Annotated in this window: 11 protein-coding genes; 2 read left to right on the plus strand and 9 right to left on the minus strand. The window is 59.3% G+C overall.

The window, feature by feature from the left end; translation table 11 throughout:
* Together E4P01_RS15195 and E4P01_RS15200 are read left to right on the plus strand one after the other, a co-directional pair.
* On the plus strand, positions 1-2,499 hold a 2,499-nt coding region (locus E4P01_RS15195), incomplete at its 5' end, for a YadA-like family protein (RefSeq protein ID WP_248130087.1).
* Between the two features lie 257 nt (positions 2,500-2,756).
* A complete protein-coding gene (locus tag E4P01_RS15200) occupies positions 2,757-3,638 on the plus strand; it encodes a hypothetical protein (RefSeq protein WP_216091128.1) in 882 nt (293 codons plus the stop codon).
* 71 nt (positions 3,639-3,709) lie between these two features.
* Here E4P01_RS15200 and E4P01_RS15205 read toward each other — a convergent pair whose 3' ends face one another.
* From E4P01_RS15205 to E4P01_RS28295, 9 genes are all read right to left on the minus strand, one after another.
* Positions 3,710-4,135 (minus strand): response regulator, encoded by a 426-nt coding sequence (locus E4P01_RS15205; protein WP_078820959.1) that lies wholly within the window; start codon positions 4,133-4,135, stop codon positions 3,710-3,712.
* A gap of 32 nt (positions 4,136-4,167) precedes the next feature.
* Positions 4,168-5,373 (minus strand): EAL domain-containing response regulator, encoded by a 1,206-nt coding sequence (locus E4P01_RS15210; protein ID WP_078820958.1) that lies wholly within the window; start codon positions 5,371-5,373, stop codon positions 4,168-4,170.
* 350 nt (positions 5,374-5,723) lie between these two features.
* Positions 5,724-9,362, minus strand: a complete 3,639-nt coding sequence (locus E4P01_RS15215) for a transporter substrate-binding domain-containing protein (protein WP_216091127.1) — start codon at positions 9,360-9,362, stop codon at positions 5,724-5,726.
* Positions 9,363-9,989: a response regulator transcription factor gene (locus E4P01_RS15220; RefSeq protein ID WP_065944100.1), complete on the minus strand. Its 627-nt coding sequence runs from the start codon at positions 9,987-9,989 to the stop codon at positions 9,363-9,365.
* Positions 9,990-10,122: 133 nt separating this feature from the next.
* Positions 10,123-11,292: an EAL domain-containing response regulator gene (locus tag E4P01_RS15225; protein ID WP_164366049.1), complete on the minus strand. Its 1,170-nt coding sequence runs from the start codon at positions 11,290-11,292 to the stop codon at positions 10,123-10,125.
* A 70-nt stretch (positions 11,293-11,362) separates the two neighbouring features.
* Complete coding sequence (locus tag E4P01_RS15230; protein WP_078821146.1) at positions 11,363-12,517, minus strand: HlyD family type I secretion periplasmic adaptor subunit; 1,155 nt, start codon at positions 12,515-12,517, stop codon at positions 11,363-11,365.
* Positions 12,518-12,578: 61 nt separating this feature from the next.
* Positions 12,579-14,744 (minus strand): type I secretion system permease/ATPase, encoded by a 2,166-nt coding sequence (locus tag E4P01_RS15235; RefSeq protein ID WP_216091126.1) that lies wholly within the window; start codon positions 14,742-14,744, stop codon positions 12,579-12,581.
* Positions 14,741-16,240 carry a TolC family outer membrane protein gene (locus E4P01_RS15240; protein WP_078820954.1) on the minus strand — a complete coding sequence of 500 codons (1,500 nt, stop codon included), beginning with the start codon at positions 16,238-16,240 and terminating at the stop codon, positions 14,741-14,743. The genes E4P01_RS15235 and E4P01_RS15240 overlap by 4 nt, the downstream gene beginning before the upstream one ends.
* A 59-nt stretch (positions 16,241-16,299) precedes the next feature.
* Positions 16,300-22,371: an Ig-like domain-containing protein gene (locus E4P01_RS28295; RefSeq protein ID WP_248130088.1), complete on the minus strand. Its 6,072-nt coding sequence runs from the start codon at positions 22,369-22,371 to the stop codon at positions 16,300-16,302.
* Between the last annotated feature and the right edge of the window lie 45 nt (positions 22,372-22,416).

The raw sequence follows: 22,416 nt of genomic DNA on the forward strand, positions 1-22,416 counted from the left end.
ACCGACCTGGGCACCAGTCTCAATACGTCCATTACCAACCTGGGCAACAGCTTCAGTACCCAGCTTGGCAACATCATCAACAATGGCGCCGGCATCAAGTACTTCCACAGCAACTCGGCCCTGGGCGACAGCACGGCCACCGGCACCGACAGCGTAGCCATCGGCCCGGTGGCAACTGCTTCGGCCGACAACGCCATTGCCTTGGGCAACGGTGCCAATGCCAGCATCGCCAACTCCCTGGCCCTGGGTAATGGCGCCACCACCGCTGCGGCCACTGCAACTGCCAGCGGCGTGATCAATGGCACCACTTACAATTACGCCGGTACTGCGCCTGTGGGCGTGCTCAGTGTCGGTGCCGTCGGTGCCGAGCGGCAGATCAGCAATGTCGCCGCTGGGCAGGTGTCAGCCACCAGCACGGATGCGGTCAACGGCAGCCAGTTGAATGCCACCAACACCTCGGTCACCGACCTGAGCACCAACGTCAATACCTCGGTCACCAACCTGAGCACGCAGATCAGCAACCTCGCCAACAGCGCCGGCAACCAAATCGGCCAACTCGGCCAAAGTGTGAGCAACGCTCTGGGTGGCGGTGCGCAGGTGGATCCGACTACTGGCGCCATGACCGCACCAAGCTTCAGCACCACCACCATCGACGCGGCTGGCAATACAACCACTGCCACCACCAGCAACAATGTCGGCGATGCCTTGACTGGCCTCAGCAACAGCCTGGCCAACACCGCTGCAGTGGGCGTCAAGTACGACAATGTGAGCACCAAAACCCGGGTCACCTTCAACCCAGGCGGCACAGCAACGACCCTGAGCAACGTCGCTGCCGGCAGCCTGAGCGCTACCAGTACAGACGCGGTCAACGGCAGCCAACTGTTCAATACCACCGCCCAGCTCAATAACTTGATTGCCAACTCCGGGAGCCAAAACCAATACGTCGTCAATGCACTGGGCGGTGGCGCGCAAGTGGATCCGGTGACGGGTGCTGTAACCGCGCCCAGCTTCAACACCACCACCATCGATACGGCAGGCAATACGACCACCGCCACCACCAGCACCAATGTCGGCGATGCCTTGACGAGCCTCAGCAACAGCCTGGCCAATACCGCTGCGGTGGGCGTCAAGTACGATGACGTGAACAGTAAAACGCGAGTGACCTTCAACCCAGGTGGCGCTGCGACCACCCTGACCAACGTCGCCGCCGGCAGCCTCAGTGCTACCAGCACCGACGCAGTCAATGGCAGCCAGCTTTTCTTGACCAATAACACCGTTGTCGGCCTGACGACTCAGCTCAACAACATCGTGAACAGCGGCTCAAGCATCAAGTACTTCCACGCCAGTTCGTCCAAGACCGATTCGCTCGCCACCGGCACCGATGCCATGGCAGTAGGCCCCAATGCCCAAGCCAGCGGTACGGCGGCCATTGCCGTGGGCAATGAAACTGTTGCCAGCGGCAGCAGTTCGGTAGCGCTGGGTGACGGCGCGAAAGCCACCGCTGCCGGCAGTGTCGCCATCGGCAAGGGCGCCAGTGACGACCAGCGCGGCACCGAGACCTATACCGGCAAATATTCGAATGCAAGCAACACCACGGCCGGCGTCGTATCGGTAGGCAACGCGACCACCGGCGAAACACGCGTAGTGAGCAACGTGGCTGATGGCAGCCGGGCTACCGATGCGGTCAATGTGCGTCAGCTCGATGGTGCGGTGGCCGAGTCCAAGGCCTACACCGATACCAGCCTGAATCAGATTCAAGGTTCGATCAAAAATGTGGACGGCGCGATTGCCAACGTCACCAGCAGCGTGACCAAAGTCGAAGCAGCGGTGACCAGTGTGCAGAACGGCACCAGCGGTGCATTCCAGGTCAACAACACCCGCGCCGCAGCGCAACCCAAGGCAAGCGGTACCAACGCGGTAGCCGGTGGCATGGGCTCGCAAGCCTCGGGTAACAACAGCATGGCCGTAGGCAGCAACACCGTGGCCAGCGCTGAAAATGCCACGGCAACGGGTAACGGCGCCCAGGCCACGGCACAAAACAGCGTGGCCCTGGGCGCCAACTCGGTGGCCGATCGCGAGAACAGCGTCTCGGTAGGTAGCGCGGGTGGTGAACGCCAAATCACCAATGTCGCAGCCGGCACCCGTGGCACGGATGCCGCCAACATTGACCAAGTGAGCCGCGGCATCATGAATGCCAACATCAATTCCAAGGCTTACACCGATCAGCGCTTTGCCGATCTCAAACACAACCTCAAGCAGCAGGACGATACCCTCAGCGCGGGTATCGCCGGCGCGATGGCAATGGCCAGCCTGCCGCGCTCGTCGGTGGCCGGCGGCAGCATGACGTCGGTGGCGATGGGTAATTACCGCGGGCAATCGGCACTGGCTATTGGCGTTTCGCACGTGTCCGAGAATGGTCGCTGGTCGACCAACTTCATGGGCACTACGAGCAGCCAGAATGACACTGGCGTGGCCGTGGGGGTTGGTTATCAGTGGTGATTGCGAACCGAACCGATAATGAAAAAAGCCCGGCCTGCGCGTAATGCAGGTATCCAATGTGGGAGGGGGCTTGCCCCCGATAGCAGTGTGTCATTCACAGCATCAGTGACTGATCCGGCGCTATCGGGGGCAAGCCCCCTCCCACATTTGGTTCACCTGCCTTCAGATTTGCATCAGGCTCGCACAGGGCATTTTTCTTCTACGCTGAGTTACATCCCTATGCCCACCTACGGATTGCCCACGACAGGATCCCCTGAATGAAAACCCAACTGCCGCTATGCTTTGGTTTGATCGCTTGCCTGGGCCTGGCCGGGTGCCAGGAAAAAACCTCTCCCCCTACTGCCAGCCAGCCCGAGTGGCTCGCCGTGCCCGCCCTGCCCATCCTGCAAAGCGCGGTGTTCAGCCTGGCAGACGCCCTCGTCCCGCATAAAAACCCCTTGGCCATGGAACAGATCTGCGCCCTGGCCAAAGGCGAGACCCAGCAGGCAAACGTCAACCACTTCATCCAGCAGCAAGGCGGCAACGCACAAAGCATTCCCCCACAGGGCCACCCATTGTCGTTGCTGGTAAACGGTGACCGCCAGGCGCAGACCCGTGCCTGCGCGGCGTATCTGGCAATCAGCGTGCTGTCACCCTTGAGCTTGAACGGTTTGCTGGTCGAGCAGGCAAGTGCCCCGCCCCAGGACAAGAGCAAACCGGTAGAAAAACGTGAGCCTCAGATCGATCAGGCAAAACTGCTGGCGAGTCTGCCGGGCAAGCTGGCGATCGCACAAACCAATGCGGATTTTTTCGCGCTGATCGCCACCGAGCTGCAACAGCGTCCAGGGCTGACGCTGGAACAATACCGCCAGTTATCCATGGAGATGTTCGCGGGCCTGGCAGCCGACTATCTGCTGCGTTTGAAAGAGCAGACGCCCCCGCCCGGCACCGAATATAAAGTGCTGAAGCTGGACGCGGATCAGTTCATGTTCGTCAGCAGTACCCGTACCCTGTTCGAGTATGATTTTTCCGGGTTGAAACTGCAGCAGAATGGCATGACCTGGTTTGGCGAGGGCAAGCTGTTGGGCAAGGATTACTTTTTGAAGGTGGCCTACCTTCCCGGCACCGCCAAACAACTGAAGAACACACCAACGCCCTAGGGGCGTTGCGTGGGTTGAGCAGTGGAGCGACTTGGGGAGGGAAGCACGTAGCGAATGCGCGCGCCGCCCGTTCAGCGGGCAGGCGTGAGGAAAAAATACCGTGAAGGTGTCGGTCGTGCGGGGTCGATCTGGTCCATAAAACCTTTGATGGCAGCGGTATCCGGAACGCCCGGCAGCTTTTTGATCACCCTTGCCGGCGGTTTTCCTTCGGCCTTTGGCACCGCCAGGGGCAGCCCTTCGTAAATCAACGCATGGTGCACACTCGGGCAATCCTGGCAGAACGCTTCAAGATCAAGCATGGCGCCACCGACAAATGCGCTGTTGATGAGCAACAGATCGAAGGGCTCAATGGCATGGTCGATCATCGCCAGCAACTCCTCCAACGAAGAGACGGGCGCCACTCGATGGTAGCCGCAGTAATTGAGCATCCGTTCGAGGTTCAAGCGCTGCAGGTGGACGTGATCGGCAATCAAGATGCGTAAAGAACGTGTGGGCATTTATATATCCTTCCAAACCAGCCAGCAGACCGTCAGACGCGCTTTCCAGAGGGGGCGCGCGCTCCCAGCCAAGTCAAAAAATCTTTTTCGGTCATGGGTTTTGCAAAAAAATAACCCTGCCCCTGCACACACCCAAGCTCCAGCAACTGTTGATATTGATCTTGTTTTTCAATGCCCTCGACGACCACCGACATGCCCAGCGCCCTGCCCAGCTCGAGCGTGCACTTGATCACCGCAACACATCTTGGGTCATGGTCCAGCCCCCGAACGAACTCGCGATCAAGCTTGATCTCGTTGAAAGGCAACTGGCACAAGCGCTGCAGGGAGGAAAACCCCACACCAAAATCATCGATGGATAACCGGCACCCCATCATGCGCAACCGCACGAGGCTTTCCAGGCAGGTGGCCGAGGCTTCGAGCAAACCGCTTTCAGTCAATTCAAATGTCAGACTGGAAGCCGGTAGCCCGAAGCTGCACAAGATGCCGCGGATGATGGAAACCAGCTCGGGATTGGAGAGCTGTACCGGCTCCAGGTTGAACGCGATATTCAACACGTGCCCGCGACTCGAAGCCTCGCGGGCCAACGCGAGGCCCTGCCTGATCTGACCGAACAGTAACTCATTGAGCAACCCGCAACTTTCAATGGCAGGCATGAACACCGCCGGAGAAACCACCCCTTTGGTCGGGTGGTTCCATCGTGTCAGCGCCTCGACGCCAATCACATCACCATTGAGCAAATTGACCTTGGGCTGGAAGTACGTTTCCATTTGCTTTTGATGCATGGCCGAGCGAACTTCGCCAGCTTGCGCCAGCTCCAGGGGCTTGAGGCTCATCGGCGCGATCCTGGGATCGCTCAAGTGTTTATGCAACAGCTCGTTCAGGGCTTCAGCGTGCAGCGGCTTGCCGAGGTCGCCCAATAGCGGCAGCCCCAGCAGCGTCACCAATTGCCGAGCGGCCTGGCGTACGTCTCCCGAGAGGGAACTGCTGAGAATCACCGCGCCCACCAGGCCAACGCGAGCCACACGTTGCAAAAACTCCAGGCCATCCATGCCTTCCATGCGCAGGTCACACACCACAATGTCCACCGGACCGACCCGTTGCAGGGTCTCCAGGGCCTGGGTGCCGTTGGAAGCACTGAACACATCCTGACAGCCAAGCTTCTTCAGCAGGTTGACGGCGACGGTTTGCTGGAACAGATGGTCCTCCAGCACCAGCACTCGCAGGGGCAACACTTGCATCACTGATTCTCCACAATTGGGTTGCAGCACGAACGCCCGATACGCCCTGATTGCTGGTGGTAGCCGATGCCCACTCAAACAAGGTTGATGGACCTCAACGCCCGCTCCCCAAGAGGGAGCAGGTGTATTCAGGTCATCCATGACGCAAATTCATTAACGTTGCGGGTGCGTTGCTTCGGCAACGTCAATGAAAGATGGGGTCGCTCCCTAGCGGATTCGGTATACGAGAGGTCATCTCTGTTCTTTGAGCCGAAATTATCCTGGGATTTTCCTGACCGAAATGTAGGAAATTTCCCGGAGAGCAATTTAGGTCAGAGACCTTACAGTCCTGTCTCCGCGCCCAAAATCAGTCAGTCGACGGATTGGGCGATCCGTTGCGTCAACACCTGCGTCAGCGCGTCCATCGTTTGGTGCAGTGCATCCACTGATTGGGTCAAACGTGCGGCATCGTGCCCGTCGCAATCTATCTGCAACTGCTCGCAACAGTGAATCAAGCGCTTTGCCTTGACGATGCGCGCGCCACCCTTGACCCGATGGGCCAGGTCGGCCAGCCCGGTCAGGTCGTTCTGGCTGAAGAGTTTGAGCAGCCGTACTTGATCCTCCTCGTTACTGCTGAGCAGGTCCTGCAACAAGCTGCGGATTGACGCCTGATCCCCGTAGGTCAGTTGCTCAAGGCTGACCAGGTCGATCTCGTCGTCCAAGTGCGTCACATCATCGTTATCGGGCATTGGTTCAAACGACGACTCAACCCCCGACAGGCGTGCGGCCAAATCCTTCATGCTGATGGGTTTGAACAGGCAATCATCCATGCCCGCAGCGAGACAGCGTTCGATCTCGTCGGATTGCGCATTGGCGGTGAAGCCAAGAATCAGACACGGCGGCTTGCCCGAAGCCGCTTCATCGTCACGGATCGCCTTGGCCAGTTCATAACCATTCATCACTGGCATGTTGCAGTCGGTGATCACCACATCAAAGGAATGGCTGCGCCAGGTGCGCAAGCCATGGGCGCCGTCCTGCTCGTCTTTGACGCTGTGCCCCAGATAGCTCAGTTGTTGCAACAGCAACAAGCGGTTGGCGGGGTAGTCATCAACCACCAGAATGTTCAACTCACTGGCAGGCAACAGCTCGGTCGGCTCAGGCTGGCTGCGGGGCAATGGGGCCAGGATGGGCAACGTCAACAGCACCTCGGTTTGCGTGCCCAGACCCGGCACACTGCTCAGCTTCAACTCGCCGTCCATCATCTCGCATAACGTACGGCTGATGGTCAGCCCTAACCCCGATCCGCCGACAGTCAACTGGCTCTGACTACCAACCTGGGTAAAGGGCGCAAACAGTTTCAACTGGTCTTCGGCGCTGATGCCGATGCCGGTATCGCGTACGCGCAACTGAATACTCATCTGCTGATTTTCTTCGTCGAGTGTCGCCTTGACGCTGACCAGCACCTCGCCTTTTTCGGTAAATTTGATTGCATTGCTCAGCAGGTTTGCCAGCACCTGCTTGAACCGCATCGGGTCGATCAACACATCACGGTTGGCGAGCTCATCGAACTCCAGAATCAGCGGCAGTTGCTTTAGCCGAGCGCTGGCGCCCTGCACCCGCACCACCTCCTCCACCATTTCCTTGAGGGCAGCCCTCTGAGGGGTCAAGGTCAAACGCCCGGATTCGATTCGCGCCACATCCAGAATGTCGCCAATCAGCTCCAGCAACGCACGTGCGGCGCTGGAGGCCACTTCAATGGCAAACCGGTCGAGAATGCCTTGATCAGCCTTTTTCATCGCCAATTCCAGCATCCCGACCACCGCGTTTATCGGCGTGCGCAGTTCATGGCTCATGGTTGCCAGGAACGTGGTCTTCGCCCGGTTGGCGCCATCGGCCTCGTGCTTGGCCTCTTTGAGCTGGCTGAGCAAGCGTGCGCGCTCACTGATATCGATCCACCCGGCAATGATGCCTTTGACTTCACCGCTGCTATCGCGAAACGGCAGGATCCAGTGATAGGCATCAATCGTCTGCCCGTCGGCCAGCAACAACTGACGGTCCTGAATCTGCTCCTGGCCGGCCTCCATCACCTCGCGGTATTGTTGCTCGAACGCATGGGCGTCAGATGGCGCAATGCCCACGGCCCCTGCGAGCGCAGTACCCATCGCTTGTTCTTCGGTACGTCCAACCGCCTCCAGGTAGCGGGTATTGCACAGCAGCATTCGGGCTTGCCGGTCTCGAACGTAGATGGGGTGCGGCAAGCCGTCAATCAGGACGTGCAGGAAGTCCATCTGCTCCTTCAATGCTTGTTCGGCAGCGGCACGTCGCTGAATCAGGCGGCGCAGATAGATGATCCAGCCCGCCGCAGCGAGCAACAGGCCTATCGCCACTGCCAGCCACTTGAGAAAAGCCCGCCGGCTGGCCTGGGTACCGCGATTGTCCAGCATGACTTCGCCACGCCAGCGATCGGACAGGTCGTCGAGCTCTTCGCGGGAAAAACTGCGCAGGGTTTTATCGAGGATCGAGTAGAGCTCCAAAGACCTGCGATCAGTCGCCAATCTCAACTGGGCTGGAGGCTCTCCCATCGTACGCGTGATGCGCAGGCGGTCACGGTAGAACGTAGAGATCATATAGCGCGAGCCCAGCAGGATACTGATAGCGGCATCCGCCTTGTTCTGGGCAACCAGCGCCATCATGTCGGCACGGCTCCCCGCCTCCATCAATGTAATATCCGGGTAATGCCTGGGCACATAGGTGACCCAATAGCTGCCAGGATTGACGACCAGACGCTTGCCCGTCATGTCGTCCAGGCTTCGGGGCTGGCCATCGCCCACGCGGGTGACCAACACGTCGGGGTTGGACATGAAAGGCCGGGTATATCGCAGCTCACCCATTCGCTCATCATGCCTGAACGTGGGCGCCAGATCTGCCTGCCCCCCCACCAACAGATCAGCCTGCTCATCAACGGAGCGCGCGCGGATCACTTCAAACTGTATATGGGTTCGCTGGCTGATTTTCTCCAGCAAGTCGGCGTTGAGGCCCCGGAGCAGGTCATTTTGATCAAAAAAAGTAAACGGCGGGTTGCCATCGATCACCGCCACCCGCAGTTTAGGATGCTCTGCCAGCCATTGCTCCTCTTGCGGACTGAGGCCAAGCTCAAGGCCCTCTCCGGCGGTGGCCCGCAACCTCCAACGCCGCGCAATCGACTGCTTCTCGGCAGCGGGAATCGCGTTCAGCGCCTGGTTGACCACATGCAACAACTGCTTGTTGTCGGCATTCAAGACAAAACCGATACCGCTGACCTTTTTATCGGCTGAGGGCCTCAGGTGCATATCGGTGTAGAAGTTTTGCCCAATCAGATAGCTGGATGTGATCCCCGCGCCCACGAATGCATCCGCCTGACCGAAGGCCACCGCACTGATGCCCTCCAGCGCCGTGGGGTACAGTTCGATTGTTGCTTTTGGGTAAAGCGCCTGGATAACGGAGGGCTCAACGTAGTATTTGGACATCGCCAGCCGCTTGCCTGCAAGATCTTGCTGCACGTCGCTGTCCGAACCGCGGCTGGTTGCCAGCACCATCTGATCCAGAAGGTAGGGACGCGACATGACCAGCCCTGCTTGCGCCACTTCATATTCCCGTGCGGAGCCCAGCAGATCCAACTCCCCGGTCTTGAGTGCCTGCAAGGCCAGATCCTTGTTGTCATAACGCCGGATCTGGACATCAACGCCTAACACAGCAGCCAGCAGCCCGACGTAATCAGCCGTCACCCCCTCAAAATCGGCAGGGTCGGACGACACCACCAAGGGTGCCGGATCGCTGCGTGCTGTGCCGACCACCAGGACCTTTTTATTGCGTAGCCACCGCCAGTCATGGTTCTGCAGTTCAACATCAAAATCAGCCGCAGGCTCGCGCCCCAGCAGGGTCAGCGACTCAAAGCCCCGCTCAGCGGCATGGGATTGGCCGAGTACTCCCAAACAAAGGAAAAAAATGAAGTAACCCGACAGGCGCCTCATTCAGATCAGGTGATGACGTTTGGCAAAGTCGGCCAGATAGACCACCGACTTGACCTTGAGCTTTTCAATCAGCCGGGTTTTATAGGTGCTGATCGTCTTGTTGCTCAACAACATAGCGTCACCGATCTCCTTGTTACTGTAACCACGGGCAAGCTGCTGCAGAATGGCCAGTTCGCGATTGGACAACTGCTGAATCAGCTCATGCTCGGGTGTCTGGTTATCGACCGGGCGCACCGAGCTGTTGGAGAGCACCGGAAAATAACTGAAGCCCTCGCGAATCACTTTGACTGCACGCATGAGTTCCTCAAGATCATCGCTTTTGGAGACATAACCGGACGCGCCGATGGTCATGCAGCGATGGGCATAAAAGGTCGCGTCCAGCGAGGTCAGCACGAGGATTCTGATCGGCAGGTCCAAGGCGCAAATGCGACTGATGACCTCCAGGCCGTCGAGCAGCGGCATCGAAATATCCAGCACGATCAAGTCCGGCACATGCTTGCGAGCCAGGTAAACCGCCTCGACACCATTCTCGGCTTCGGCCACCACTTCCACCTGCCCTGCCTTGAGGAGCATTTTTACAGACGAGCGAATAAACGGATGGTCGTCGACGATTAATGCTTTCAACATACAAACCTCTTTTTCATCAGCATAAGGAGCAGCATCTGCGAGACCGGCACGTCAAACTATTAAGGTAGCTCAGTTTCACGTCGACAAAACACAGGCCTGAAATATTTTAATGGCCTGACTGCGCCAGCAAGCCCTACCGGTTTTGGTAGCGCTCCAACCAACCGCAAAAGTCAGCACCGGGCATGGGCACCGCCAAGTGAAAACCCTGGCCAAAATGGCAGCCCAGGTCAACCAGTGTATCGAGTGCCGATTGGCTGCCAACCCCCTCGATAATCAGGTCCATCTGCAATGCCCGGGTCAACGCGAGACTGCTGGCAACCACGGCCCGGTTACCCGGGTTGGCAAGGTCCTGAACGAACACGCCGTCGAGCTTGATCTGGTTGAAGGGCAGCTGCGCCAGCAACCGTAGTGAGGAAAAACCCAGGCCAAAGTCATCGATCGACAACCCACACCCCGCCTCGCGCAAGCGCAGAAGGTTTGCCAATGCCGATGCCGGCAGGTCCAGCAGGCTGCTTTCAGCGACTTCGAATGTCAGGCCCGAACCTGGCAGGTCATACCCTTGCAAGCATTGAATAATGTAGTCAACCAAGTCATTTCGAACCAGTTGGGAGGCTGTCAGGTTGAACGCCATTCCCAGGTCAATACCTTGCGCGCGCAACTGCAGCAGCAATGCAATACCCTGGTCGAGCAGTTGCTTGAGCATCTCGTCAATCAAGTCATAGGCCAGTACGGCGCCTAACAGATCACGGGGCAGCAACATCCCCCGTGTGGGGTGACGCCAGCGCACCAGCGCTTCAACGCCAAACAGCCGACGCTCGACAAGATCGAATTTGGGTTGGTACCAGGCCTCGAATGCACCCACCGCCAAACCGTGTCGCACCTGGTCTTCAGGGATCAGTTCAGGTACCGACAGGTCGGGCGTCGTCAAGACATGGTGGCGCAGCTTGAAATTTTCCAATAACCGCTGCAAATCCTGCATATCCAGCGGCTTGTCCAGAATGCCCAACAACTTCAGGCCCGACAGCGTCTTCATCTGCTTCACGGTGCGATAAAGATCAGCCTGCAACTCGCTGTAGGCCACCAACGTCTGGACGTTTCCCAACTCGCCGGCCACTTTCAGGAACGCAGAGTGGTTGATCGAACCGTCTGCCAGGTCGAAAAAAACGATATCGACCCTGGGCAGCTGTTTCAGCAGGTCAATAGCCTGCTCGGCATCGCTGGTCGATAGCACATTGCCTACCCCCAGATTGCCAAGGGCCTTGACCAGCACGGCACGCTGGAACGCATGATGTTCAATGACCACAACACAATCAGGAAACATATTCTTCAACCGATTCGACTTTAAAGGAGAGGTTTGAATAGCCACGCCAGGCTCAGCGTTCCCGCATGGCCTCCTGGGCCTTGTTGAACGGCTTGATCAGATAGTCCAGCACGGTCTTGGAGCCGGTCTTGATGTCCACCGTTGCGATCATCCCCGGCACAATGGCGAAGCGCTCACCGGCCTTGTTGGTCAGCACGTTAGAGTCCGTCTGGATGAACACTCGGTAGTAGTAGTTCTCCGGCTTGACCTTGTCCTGGATGGTGTCCGGAGAAATCGTCACCACCTTGCCGTCCAGCCCGCCATAGATCGAATAGTCATACGCGGTGAGTTTCACTTTGGCGGCCTGGTCCGGGTGGATGAACGCGATATCCCTGGGTGAAATGCGCGTCTCGATGAGCAACTGATCATCCAGCGGCACGATCTGCATCAACTTGCCGTTAGGCGAAATGACACCGCCAATGGTTGTCACCTCGATGCCCTTGACGATGCCGCGAACCGGCGACAGGACGGTCAGGCGCGTCAACGAATCTTCACGCCCACGAATCACCGAACTCAACGAGCTGACCTCGGAACGCGCCTTGGCCAACTCTTCACCCGCCTGCACCTGATAGGAAGAGCGCAGTTCGGTAGCTTTGAGTTGCAGCTCGCTGCGCTGACGCTGCAGGCGGATCACTTCGACGTTGCTCGCGGCGCCGGTCTTGGCCAGTGACTGGGTGATTTTCAGCTCACGGTCGACCAGCCCGAGCGAATCGTTCACCCCGGCCAGGGATTCCTTGAGCCGGCTGATACGCTCCTGATACAGCCTGGTTTCGCGCTTGATCAGCTCGGGGTAGGCCTGCAGTTCGTCAGGAAAACTCAGTGGTTTACCGTCCACCTCCGCCTGCAACCGTGTGGCGCTGGCCAGGACAGCCCGGTAGCGCGCAGCGCTCTCTTCGACATTCGATTCGGACTTCGTCGGGTCAAGCTGGGCCAACACTTGCCCCTGCTCCACCAGGTCACCTTCGGCAACGTTAAGCTCCGCCAGAATACCGCCTTCCAGTGATTGAATGACTTGCTCATGGGAGCTTGGAATTACCTTGCCGTCGCCCTTGGACACTTCATCGAGCCGCCCCAGCCACGCCCAGGTGCCCAGGATCAGCACGATCAACACCAGGCTGCCGATGATCCGCGTCGAGCGATGCAGCGCAGCGTCATCGGCCGGGTCCATGGCCTCCAGTGATTTTCTATTGCGTAGATAGGCACGCAACCGCGCCAGTTTTTCGTGAACATCAGCCATGCTGAGATGCTCCATTGGAATGAGTGGCGCTGAGTCGACGGATCGCTTCCTCCTTGGGTTCATCCAGCACGATTTTGCCGTCATCGACGACGATGATTCGCTCGACCAACTCCAACAACGCCAGGCGGTGGGTGGCAATCAGCAAGGTCTTGCCCTGTGCCCATTGGTCGAGGTTTTGCAGAAACAGGCGCTCTGCCCCTTCATCCAGTGAAGAGGTCGGTTCGTCCAGCAACAGCACGTTGGGTTGGCGCAACAACAGGCGAGCCAGCAACAGCGATTGTTTCTGGCCGCCGGAGAGCCCCAGCCCGCCTTCCAGAATCAAATGATCCAGGCCCGTCGGCAGCTTTTTGATAAACCCATCGGCGCCGGTCAGGGCCAGTGCCGAGAGCATTTCCTGGTCAGCGGCCAACGGCGCGCCCAGTTTCAGGTTCTCGCGGATGGTGCCGTGGAACAGGTGCGAGTCCTGGGTCAACAAGGCCACATCCCGCCGCACGTCTGCCGGGTCCAGGTGTTGCAATGCCACGCCATCGAGGCTGACCAGGCCAGAGCGTGAATCCACGCCCCCGACCAGCGCCTGCAACAGCGTGGACTTGCCTGCGCCGTTGCGGCCCAGCACGGCAATGCGTTCGCCGGCACGAATCTTCAGTTGGCTGACTTGCAGCACCGGGCTGTCATCGCCATAGGCAAATACCGCCTGGTCCAGTACATAGTCGCCGTACAGGTGGGCACGGTGGACTTTGTGGCTGTGTTCGGGGTGGTCGGTGGGCAACTGCATCAGTTTGTCCAAGCCTGCCAGGGCGGTCTTGGCCTGCTGCCAGCGAATGATCACCTGGGTCAACTGGGCCATCGGCGCCATCATGCGTGAGCCGAGGATCGATGCCGCCACCAGTGCGCCGGTGGTCAGGTCGCCGGCCATCACCATCGGCGCGCCAAAGAAAATCACCACGGCAAACACCAGGGTCTGCATCGATTGCGACCAGTACTGCAAGCGATGGGTCAAGGCCTTGAGCCGCAGGTTCGCCGAGGCGGTGGTTGCGTTGTAGTGGTTCCAGCTCAGCTGGAATTTCTGCTCGGCTTGCAGCGCCTTGACGTCCTCCATGCCCTGGATGGTTTCCACCAGCAAGGCATTGCGCAGGCTGGATTCGCGCAACGCTTCATTGGCCAGGCGCCCCAACTTGGCCTGGCACAACAGACCCGGGGTGACCATCAACACCAGCGCGCACAGCGGCACCAGCACCAGCGGGCCGACCAGCAGCCAGAATACGCCGAGGAACAGCAGGAAAAACGGCAGGTCCGCCAGCGCCGTGATGGTGCTGGAAGTAATCAGTTCGCGAATCTGTTCCAGCTCGCGAACCTGGGAAATGAAGGTGCCGGTGGAACGCGGCCGGGCCGAGTTGCGCAGGCGTATGGCGTGGCCAAAGACCTTGTCGGAGAGACGTGTGTCCGCACGCTTGCCCAGCAGGTCGGTGACATGGGAACGGGCGTTGCGGATGGTGAAATCAATACCCGCTGCCAGCAGTACCCCGATAAACAGGACGTACAAGGTCGGCATGGAACCGGCAGGGATCACCCGGTCGTAAGTCTGCATGGAAAACAGCACCCCGGCCAACCCCATCAGGTTGGCAACCAACGAGGCGAACATCACGTAGCGATAGGACTTCAAGTCCTGCAGGACGATGCCCTTGAACCAGTTTTTGTCATACGGCTTGATGTAGTCGTCCACACGCACGTCGGCGCGATTACCCACCGGGCGCAGCAGGATGACCCGGCGGCACTGCTCCAGCAGTTCCTGGCGCGACAACACCGTGGCCAGGCCATGGTCGCCGCTGAGCCGCACTTGCAGCGAGTCCTCGGCGCGCAAGCCTTCGATCAGCGCCAATTGGCCATCGGCCAATTGCACCAGCAACGGTAAACGCCATTGAGTCAGGTCTTCGGCCTGTAACTCTTCATCAATCTTGACCGACAGTCCCAAGTGTTTGGCAATGGCATACAGCTGGTCATCGGAATGCGCACTGCCCTGCCAGGCAGCGGCCAGCCGCGCATCCTCGGGGGAGAAGCTCAGGTTGTAATGACCAGCAACCAGCAACAACATTTCCAGCCAGGGCGGGGAAACAGATGGCGGACTGGCTTGCAGGGGTTCTTGGGCACGGCGGTTCATGGCAAACGCTCACGGTAGGTGGCGTCGTTGGCAGCACCAAACGCCTGACTGAGATGGCCTGCGCTATACAGGCAGTTGATCTGTAACCGACGCAGGCTATTGAGCGTGGTCTGCTGCTCGACCCGCGACAAATACGCCTCTTGCTCGGCATTGAGCAGATCCAGCAGCGGCCGGGTGCCCAACTCAAGGTATTGCTGGCGGTAGAGCACGCGAGTTTCATTGATCGTGCTTTCGCGCACGGTTTGGGCACCCAGGCTGGCATGTAACTTCAGCACCTGGCTCTGCGACTGCTGCATTTCCTGGCGCGCGCGCAAACGGGCAGTATCGAGGCCGGCCTGGGAGGACGCCAGGGCCCTCTCGCTGGCCGCCTTGCCGGCCTGGATCGCGTTACCCTGATAGATCGGCATGCTCGCGTTGAGGAAGACGCTGTAGCGGCTGCGGTCCTGGTCCGTACCTGGGCTGCCATCCAGCTGGTGGCTGAATGTCGGCTCCAGGGACAGTGTCGGTAGCCCGGCTGCCTTGGCGGCGCTCACTTCGGCCTCGGCCCGGGCTACCCGCGCTTGGGCGGACTGCACCTCAGGGTTGTCCTGCATCTTGGCATCGACCTGCTGGCACGACTGCTCCAGTTCCCGCGGGAAATGGTCGGACACACCCTCGACCCGAGGTTGCCCGATCAGGTTCGACAATGTGGCGAACGTACGCGCCAGGCTGGCTTGATGCTGGAAGCCGGTGACCTTGGCAGCTTCAATACGCGACATGGTTTGCACATAGTCCGAACGGGTACTGGCGCCCATGTCCAGACGCTGGCGCGCCAGGTCGGAGACTTTTTCCAGGCTGTCGATCTGGTCCTGGGTGATCGCAATCAACCGCTGGTAATACTGGCCGTCAAGAAAGGCCAATGCGGTATTCATGGCAACCTGTTCGACACTCAGGCGCACGTCTGCCTCGCGCTCGGTGACACCGGCCTGGCTGGCCTCGACAGCGCTGGACACCTTGCCGAAGTCATACAGCATCTGCGAGGCACTGACGTCGAAGACCTGGGCACTGTGACTGCCAGGCACACCACTTTGGTAGCCGCTGCGCACGCCACCGCTGATCCTGGGGTAATAGCCGGCCTGCGCCACTTCTACCCGCTGCACTTGTTCATTGACCCCTTCCCGCGCCCGCAGGATATCCGGGTACGAGGTTAAGGCCTGGCGCACGGCCGCCCGCATATCCAGCGCCGCGGTGCCGGCAGTGGCTAAGGTGTTCACGCTCAGTTGGGGAGCGGAAGGTGGAAGAAACTGCCCGGCTTCAATCAATGAAACCAAAGAGGGCGCGGGCACCGTTTCTTGCACTTGACTGTTCTTGATCGGATGCACGGTAGGCGCAACCTGATCTTGGGGTTGGTCATGCACAGAGGGTGCATTGACCTGCCCGACCACACCGCCCGAACTGAACGATAAGGCTATCGTCAGGCAGGCAATATCACGCCGGGGATGGAATATCCGGAACATAATTGACACTCAGGGAAAATAACCCTGGGCCATACGGCCCAGGGCTCTGTCATTACGACTTAAACAACGGAAACACCACTCTCGACCCAGAGGTCTTTCTTCGACGTTTCATCGATGTAGTGCACATACTCATGGCCATCCAGCGGCGCCTTGACGCCATCGGGTTTCCACGAATCCGGCAAGTCCAGGGTCGAGGCAGATGTCGACTTCGACACCGTGCCATCGGCTTGCAAGATATCGTTCAAGGTCACCGTCAACGCGGGCTTGGCCGGATCGTCCTTGGCTTGCAGGCTGACCAGCTTGTTGACGTCCAGGTTTGGCCCCTGACCCAGGTTGAACGACGGCAGTGCAGTGTCGCTGTCTACGTCTGTCTGCACCTGGCTTTCCGGCTGAGCGAGTTGCGCCGCCAGATCAGGCGCGGGGGCCACACTGGTCGACACCTCGTTGAGCTCGGTGACGAGCTTGGAGTCGGCAATCTTCACCGCCAGGGTGGAGGTCACCGTCTCGCCGTTCGTGTGCCGTACTTGATACGAGAAAGTCTCGACTTCATTCAGACCCGTCAGGCTGAGTTTTGGCGTGTAGGTGTAGTCACCGTTCGCCGCGACTTTCAAATCACCGTATTTACCGGCAATGGTTTCCTGATTGATCGAAGGCACCGATTTGCCATCGACGCTGACGATGCTGGCATCATCACTGTCGATCAAATCACCCGAGACGGAATACGCCTTGATATCAATTTGGAAGGTCGAGGTGAGAATGGCTCCCCCAGCAGTCCTGGCCTCATACGAGAACGTCTCGGTCTGGTCCGAAGGGGTGGCATTGCTGTTCTGCCTGTAGGTGGCTTGACCATCGGCGCCGATGCTCAGGTCACCAAACTGGCCTTTGACCACCGTGCGCACTTCATTGGCAAGTGTCGTATTGTTGACCTTCAACAACGTTGCGCCTGCCGGCAGAATCAGGTCACTCTTTATCGCACTGTTGGCAAAACCACCAATGAACGAGGTATGAACAATGCTGGTGGTATAGGTCTTGATCCCGACACCCAAAACGTCGAAGTTATCGACCGTGACTCGGTATTCACCCGGCATTTCATAGGCCAGGGAGATACCCGACTTGGTCGCAATGATCGGCAGGACCGACACGTTGCCAAGGCCGATCCCCCTGCTGTCCCTCACATCAACCCATTGACCGTTGACCAACTTTTCCAGTTTCACGCCATTGAAGTTCACCACATCAATGTTTATCGGTGCCGAGCTACTGACCGCAATCTCGACCTTTTCACTGTCACTGACAACGAAGTGATAAGTGGCTGAAATCGGCAAGACATCCCCGCCACCCAACTTATTGGAAAACCAATTAACAACGCTGTTCACGCCCGAGCTGCCCGGTGTGACGAAGCTAGCGGATTTGGTCTGCTCCAGGTTGGCGATGTTTGGATCAATAAACTGGCTGACGGTGACCTCATTGTGTTCCGCCACCAATTGATAAGGCGCTGTTACCGACACTGAACCTGTGGAGGTGGACTGGTTATCCAGGGACGCTGAAGTCACCTGCAACACTGTCCCGCCCATCTGTGCTTTTACCGGCACCTCATAGTTGCCGTCGGCATCGACAGGTTGTTCGCCCAGGGTCTCGCCTGCGGCATTTTTCACCACCACCTTGGTATTGGGCGTGGCCTTGCCGGAGACGAGTTTGCCATCGGCACTGATCATCGCGCTCAACGGCGCCGGGATGGCCTCGCCCGCTACCTGAGGTGCAATCAGTTCGGTTGGCAGCGACTCCTTGCCTGCCAATTCAGCCACCACCGAAACCTTACTGCCCGCAGGCTGCCTGGTAATGGTTGCGGCGAACGTACCATCCTCGCCCGCCACGATTGGCCCGGCCAGCAACTGGCCGTTGGCGTCCTTGACCGACACGCTCGCACCTGGCAGGGTCTTGCCGGTGATCTGGGTGCCAGCGGCATCCAGGTGAGCTTCCGGTTGTGCAGGTCGATCAACCTCAGTGACCGGTGTTTTCACATAGGCCGGTGCAGACTCCACGCCCTGCCCTTGTGCCGTCACCGCCAGGGTGGTGCCATCGGGCTGTTTCGGGATGTTGACCACAAAGGTGCCATCCTGCTGGACAACCCCGGAACCGATCTCTTTGCCCTGGGCATCCTTGACGCGGATGGTTTCGCCCGTGTTGCCCTTGCCCGTCACCTGGGTGCCGGCTTCGTCGACTTGCACCTCTGTCGGCGTATTGGAGGCAATGTGCGGCGTCATGACCGATTCAGAAGCGGACACCTTGTCGTTGTTCTGCAACGCGACATTCAACAGTTGACCGCCCGGCTGTACGGGGATAGTGACCTCGAAAGTGCCGTCCGGCCCGACGATGCCCTTGGCGATCACGGTTGTGTCGTCCGCTGCTTTGATCAATACGATGGTGTTCGGCGCACCTTTGCCCTGCACCTTGGTGCCGGTGGCGTCCACACTCACATCGAAAGGCTTGGCTGGCGTGTCTTCGGCGCTCAGGGGTACCAGCAACAGCGCAGGCTCCGACACCTTGTCACCCTTGACCGCGCTGATGGCAAGCCTGTCACCGCCATTCTGCGCGGGGATATTGGCCGAAAACATACCGTCGGGCCCAGTTGCAAACGTGCCCAGATCCTGTTGAGTCTCGAGGTTGACGATCTTGACCGTTTCACCTGGCTTGACCTTGCCCAACACGCGAGTGCCGCTGGGGTTGATATTCAGGTCGGTAGGTGGCAATGGCAGGTCCGCATCGATAAACGGCGCCACGACAGAAACGCTTGGCGATGCCTTCCCCTCGTCGTAGGCCGTCACGCTCAAGACGGCGCCGGTCTTCTGAGGCGTGCTCAAGGCAATCTCGACAGAACCGGTCTTGTTCACCACGCCACTGCCCAGCTCCTTGCCGCTGGCATCCATGACCTTGATGATTTCTCCCGGCTTGCCCTTGACCGTTACCGCACTGCCGGTGTCATTGATCACCGCATCACGGGGCGCCAGCACAGGTACCGACAGGGTGGCAGGGGCCGACTCCAGGCCGCCCAGGCTGACCATCGCCTTGAGGTCTTCACCGCTCGCGCCGGACGGCAACAGCACACTGCCCTTGCCATTTGCATCCAGAGGCACACGAACGATTGTGCCGTCCGGGTTGTTGATTTGCACAATAGCGTTGGGCTTACCTTCTACGCTCACCTGCCCGGTGACCGCATCGACCGCGCCGAACACTGGCGCCAGCAACGGCACTTCGAGCGCCGCGGCCTGCGACGTAATACCTGCCGCTTGGGCAACCACGCCCACTTCCTCACCTCCCAGGGCATGGGGCAACTTGATCACGGCATGGCCTTGTGCATCTAGCTGTACCGGAGTGCCGACCGGATTGCCGTCTTTGTCCTGCAACTGCACAGAGACGTTTGGCTTGCCGGTGACCGATAGCTCCTCTTTGGCCGCATCAAATGCCAGGGTTGGCGCAAGTAGCGGAACCACCTGGGCATCGCTGACAGGCGACTTGACCTCCTTGAAGGTTTGAACCGCCTGCAGAGTCTCTGCGCCAAGGGAGGCCGGAATCGAGATCACGCCTTTGCCTTGGGCATCCAACGTCACAGGCGACCCCACCGGTTTGCCGTCCTTGTCTTGCAACTGCACGCTGGCGCCCGCTTTGCCTTCGATCGCCATCTGGCCGGTTATTGGATCAACCGGGCCCAACACCACTTTGAGCAAAGGAATGGCAGTCTGTACTGTCGCAGATTCTTCCTGCCCATCCTTGATGGTTACGCTGACCGACTCTCCACGCAATGCCGGAGAAAGGACCAGATTGCCCTTGCCATCATTACCCAACGTGAGGCGTTCAACCACTTCACCCGCAGCGTTCTTGACCTCTACTTGCCCACCCGGCATACCGACGATCTCCAGGGCGGTGCCGTCTTCGCTGAAAGTCAATTTCGGCTCGAACAGCGGAACCTCAATCGATGGGGCCTTTTCTGAGCGCTTGGCCGGCTTGTTCGGTTCGACCGTTTGCAGCTCCGGGTTATCAAACTGTGCGTCAAGCGCATCCGTGCGGCTGGTGGTAGCAGCGTCTTCCTGGCTGGCGCTGATTCTTTGTCCGCTGGCGTTGAAGGGCAGCGTTACCGTTGCCTTACCGTCCGGATCGAAAACACCTCGAACGTAGACCTCGCCTGTTACGTCGTTAAATACCTGGAACACGGCCCCAGGTTTACCGTCCAGGGTGACATTTCGCGTTCCTCCGTCAACCTGGCCCAGTATCGGTGTCAGCATAGGTACAGCCACGCCGGAAGGGCCAGACTCGGTACTGTCGACCACCTGAGTGACGGTCAGATCCAGGCTGCTCAATTGCGGGCGCAGTGTGATCTGGCCGTCGCCTTGGGCATCCAGCGTCACCGGGCTGCCGATCGGCTGGCCAGTGCTGTCTTTCAACTGCACGGTCGCGTTCGGTTTACCTTGAACATTCAACAGGTTGTTGGCCGCATCGACAGCGCCCACAACCGGTGCAAGCACCGGCGCCAACACGGTATTACTGACGGGCGATTGCACAGTGCCCGAGGTTTGAACGGCCTGCAGATTTTCGCCGCTGGCTTCCTGGGGCAGCGTGATCAGGAACTGGCCCTGCTCATCCAGGATCACTGGCGCGCCAATCGGTGCTCCTTCGCTGTCCTGCAATTGCACACTAGCGCCTGGCTTACCGGTAACCAGCAACTGGCCGGAGGCGTTGACATCACCCAGTTCGGGTTTCAGCAACGGCGCAGTCAGCGCGGTGGTGGGTGGTGACTCGATGTTGTCCACGGTCTGGGTGACCGTCACAGGCAGGTCGCTCAAGGTCGTCGGGACTTGCAGTGAGCCCTGGCCTTGCGCGTCCAGCGTGACTGGCGTGCCCACGGTGCTGCCTGTGCTGTCCTTCAACTGCACGGTGGCACCCGGTTTCCCCTGCACCAGGAGGGTGCCTTCCGGATCGATTGTGCCCACGACGGGGGTCAATACGGGGACAGTCAGCAAGTCGCTGGCGGGCGATGTGGCCGTACCCGACGTCTGCACGGCCTTCACGCTTTCGCCTGAGGTGTTTGCAGGCAACGTCAGCACGCCTTCGCCCTCGTCACTCAGGACGATTGGAGTACCGATCGATTTGCCAGTGCTGTCTTGCAACTGCACGGTGGCACCTGGTTTGCCGGTAACCGTCAACCCGCCGGTGGCGGCGTTGACATCACCCAGCTCTGGCTTCAACAACGGCACGGTCTGTGGAGCGGTGGCCAGGGACTCGTTGTTGTCCACGGTCTGGGTGACCGTCACGGGCTGGTCGCTCAGGGTGGTCGGGATTTGCAACGTGCCTTTGCCGTCGGCGTCCAGGGTGACCGGAGTACCCACGGTTTTGCCCGCGCTGTCTTTCAACTGCACGGTCGCGCCTGGTTTGCCCGTCACTTCGAGGATGCCGGTTTGCGGGTCGATTGCGCCCACGGTAGGGGTCAATGTGGGGATGGCCAGCGTTGGGCTGGTCGGCGATGTGATGGTGTCCGACGTCTGCACAGCTTGCACGCTTTCGCCAGCGGTGCTTGCAGGCAGCGTCAACGTGCCGTTGCCCTGGGCGTCCAGGACGACAGGATTACCAATCGAGGCGCCAGTACTATCTTGTAACTGAACGCTGGCTCCTGGCTTGCCGATGACCGGCAACAGACCGGTGGCAGGATCGACAGGACCCAACTGCGGTGCCAACAACGGCACGTCAAGGTTGGTTGTGAGCGGTGGGTTGATGCCGTCATTGAGCACCACGCCGACCTTTTGGTCACTGGAATTGCCAGGCAGTGTGAGAGTGCCCTCGCCTTTATCGTCCAAAGTGACTGGTTTGCCAATTGGCTTGCCGTTTGCGTCCTGCGCCTGCACGGTCGCACCTGGCTTGCCGGTGACCACTACATTGCCGGTGGCTGGATCGACAGTGCCCAACTGCGGTGCCAGCAACGGTACTTCGACATTGGTCGTGAGCGGTGGGTTGATGCCGTCATCGAGCGCCACGCCGACCTGTTGGCCGCTAGTGTTGCCTGGCAGCGTTATGGTGCCCTGACCTTTGTCGTCCAGAGTGACTGGGTTGCCAATTGGTTTGCCGTTCTGGTCTTGCGCCTGCACGGTCGCACCTGGCTTGCCGGTGACTACTACGTTGCCAGTGGCTGG

The sequence above is a fragment of the Pseudomonas sp. NCIMB 10586 genome (genome assembly GCF_023127895.1).
In the GTDB taxonomy this organism is placed as follows: Bacteria; Pseudomonadota; Gammaproteobacteria; order Pseudomonadales; family Pseudomonadaceae; genus Aquipseudomonas; species Aquipseudomonas synxantha_A.

Coding starts and splice junctions, on each gene's coding strand:
- E4P01_RS15200 (WP_216091128.1), top strand. CDS start 2,757: ATGAAAACCCAACTGCCGCTATGCTTTGGTTTGATCGCTTGCCTGGGC.
- E4P01_RS15205 (WP_078820959.1), bottom strand. CDS start 4,135: ATGCCCACACGTTCTTTACGCATCTTGATTGCCGATCACGTCCACCTG.
- E4P01_RS15210 (WP_078820958.1), bottom strand. CDS start 5,373: ATGCAAGTGTTGCCCCTGCGAGTGCTGGTGCTGGAGGACCATCTGTTC.
- E4P01_RS15215 (WP_216091127.1), bottom strand. CDS start 9,362: ATGAGGCGCCTGTCGGGTTACTTCATTTTTTTCCTTTGTTTGGGAGTA.
- E4P01_RS15220 (WP_065944100.1), bottom strand. CDS start 9,989: ATGTTGAAAGCATTAATCGTCGACGACCATCCGTTTATTCGCTCGTCT.
- E4P01_RS15230 (WP_078821146.1), bottom strand. CDS start 12,517: ATGGACCCGGCCGATGACGCTGCGCTGCATCGCTCGACGCGGATCATC.
- E4P01_RS15235 (WP_216091126.1), bottom strand. CDS start 14,744: ATGAACCGCCGTGCCCAAGAACCCCTGCAAGCCAGTCCGCCATCTGTT.
- E4P01_RS15240 (WP_078820954.1), bottom strand. CDS start 16,240: ATGTTCCGGATATTCCATCCCCGGCGTGATATTGCCTGCCTGACGATA.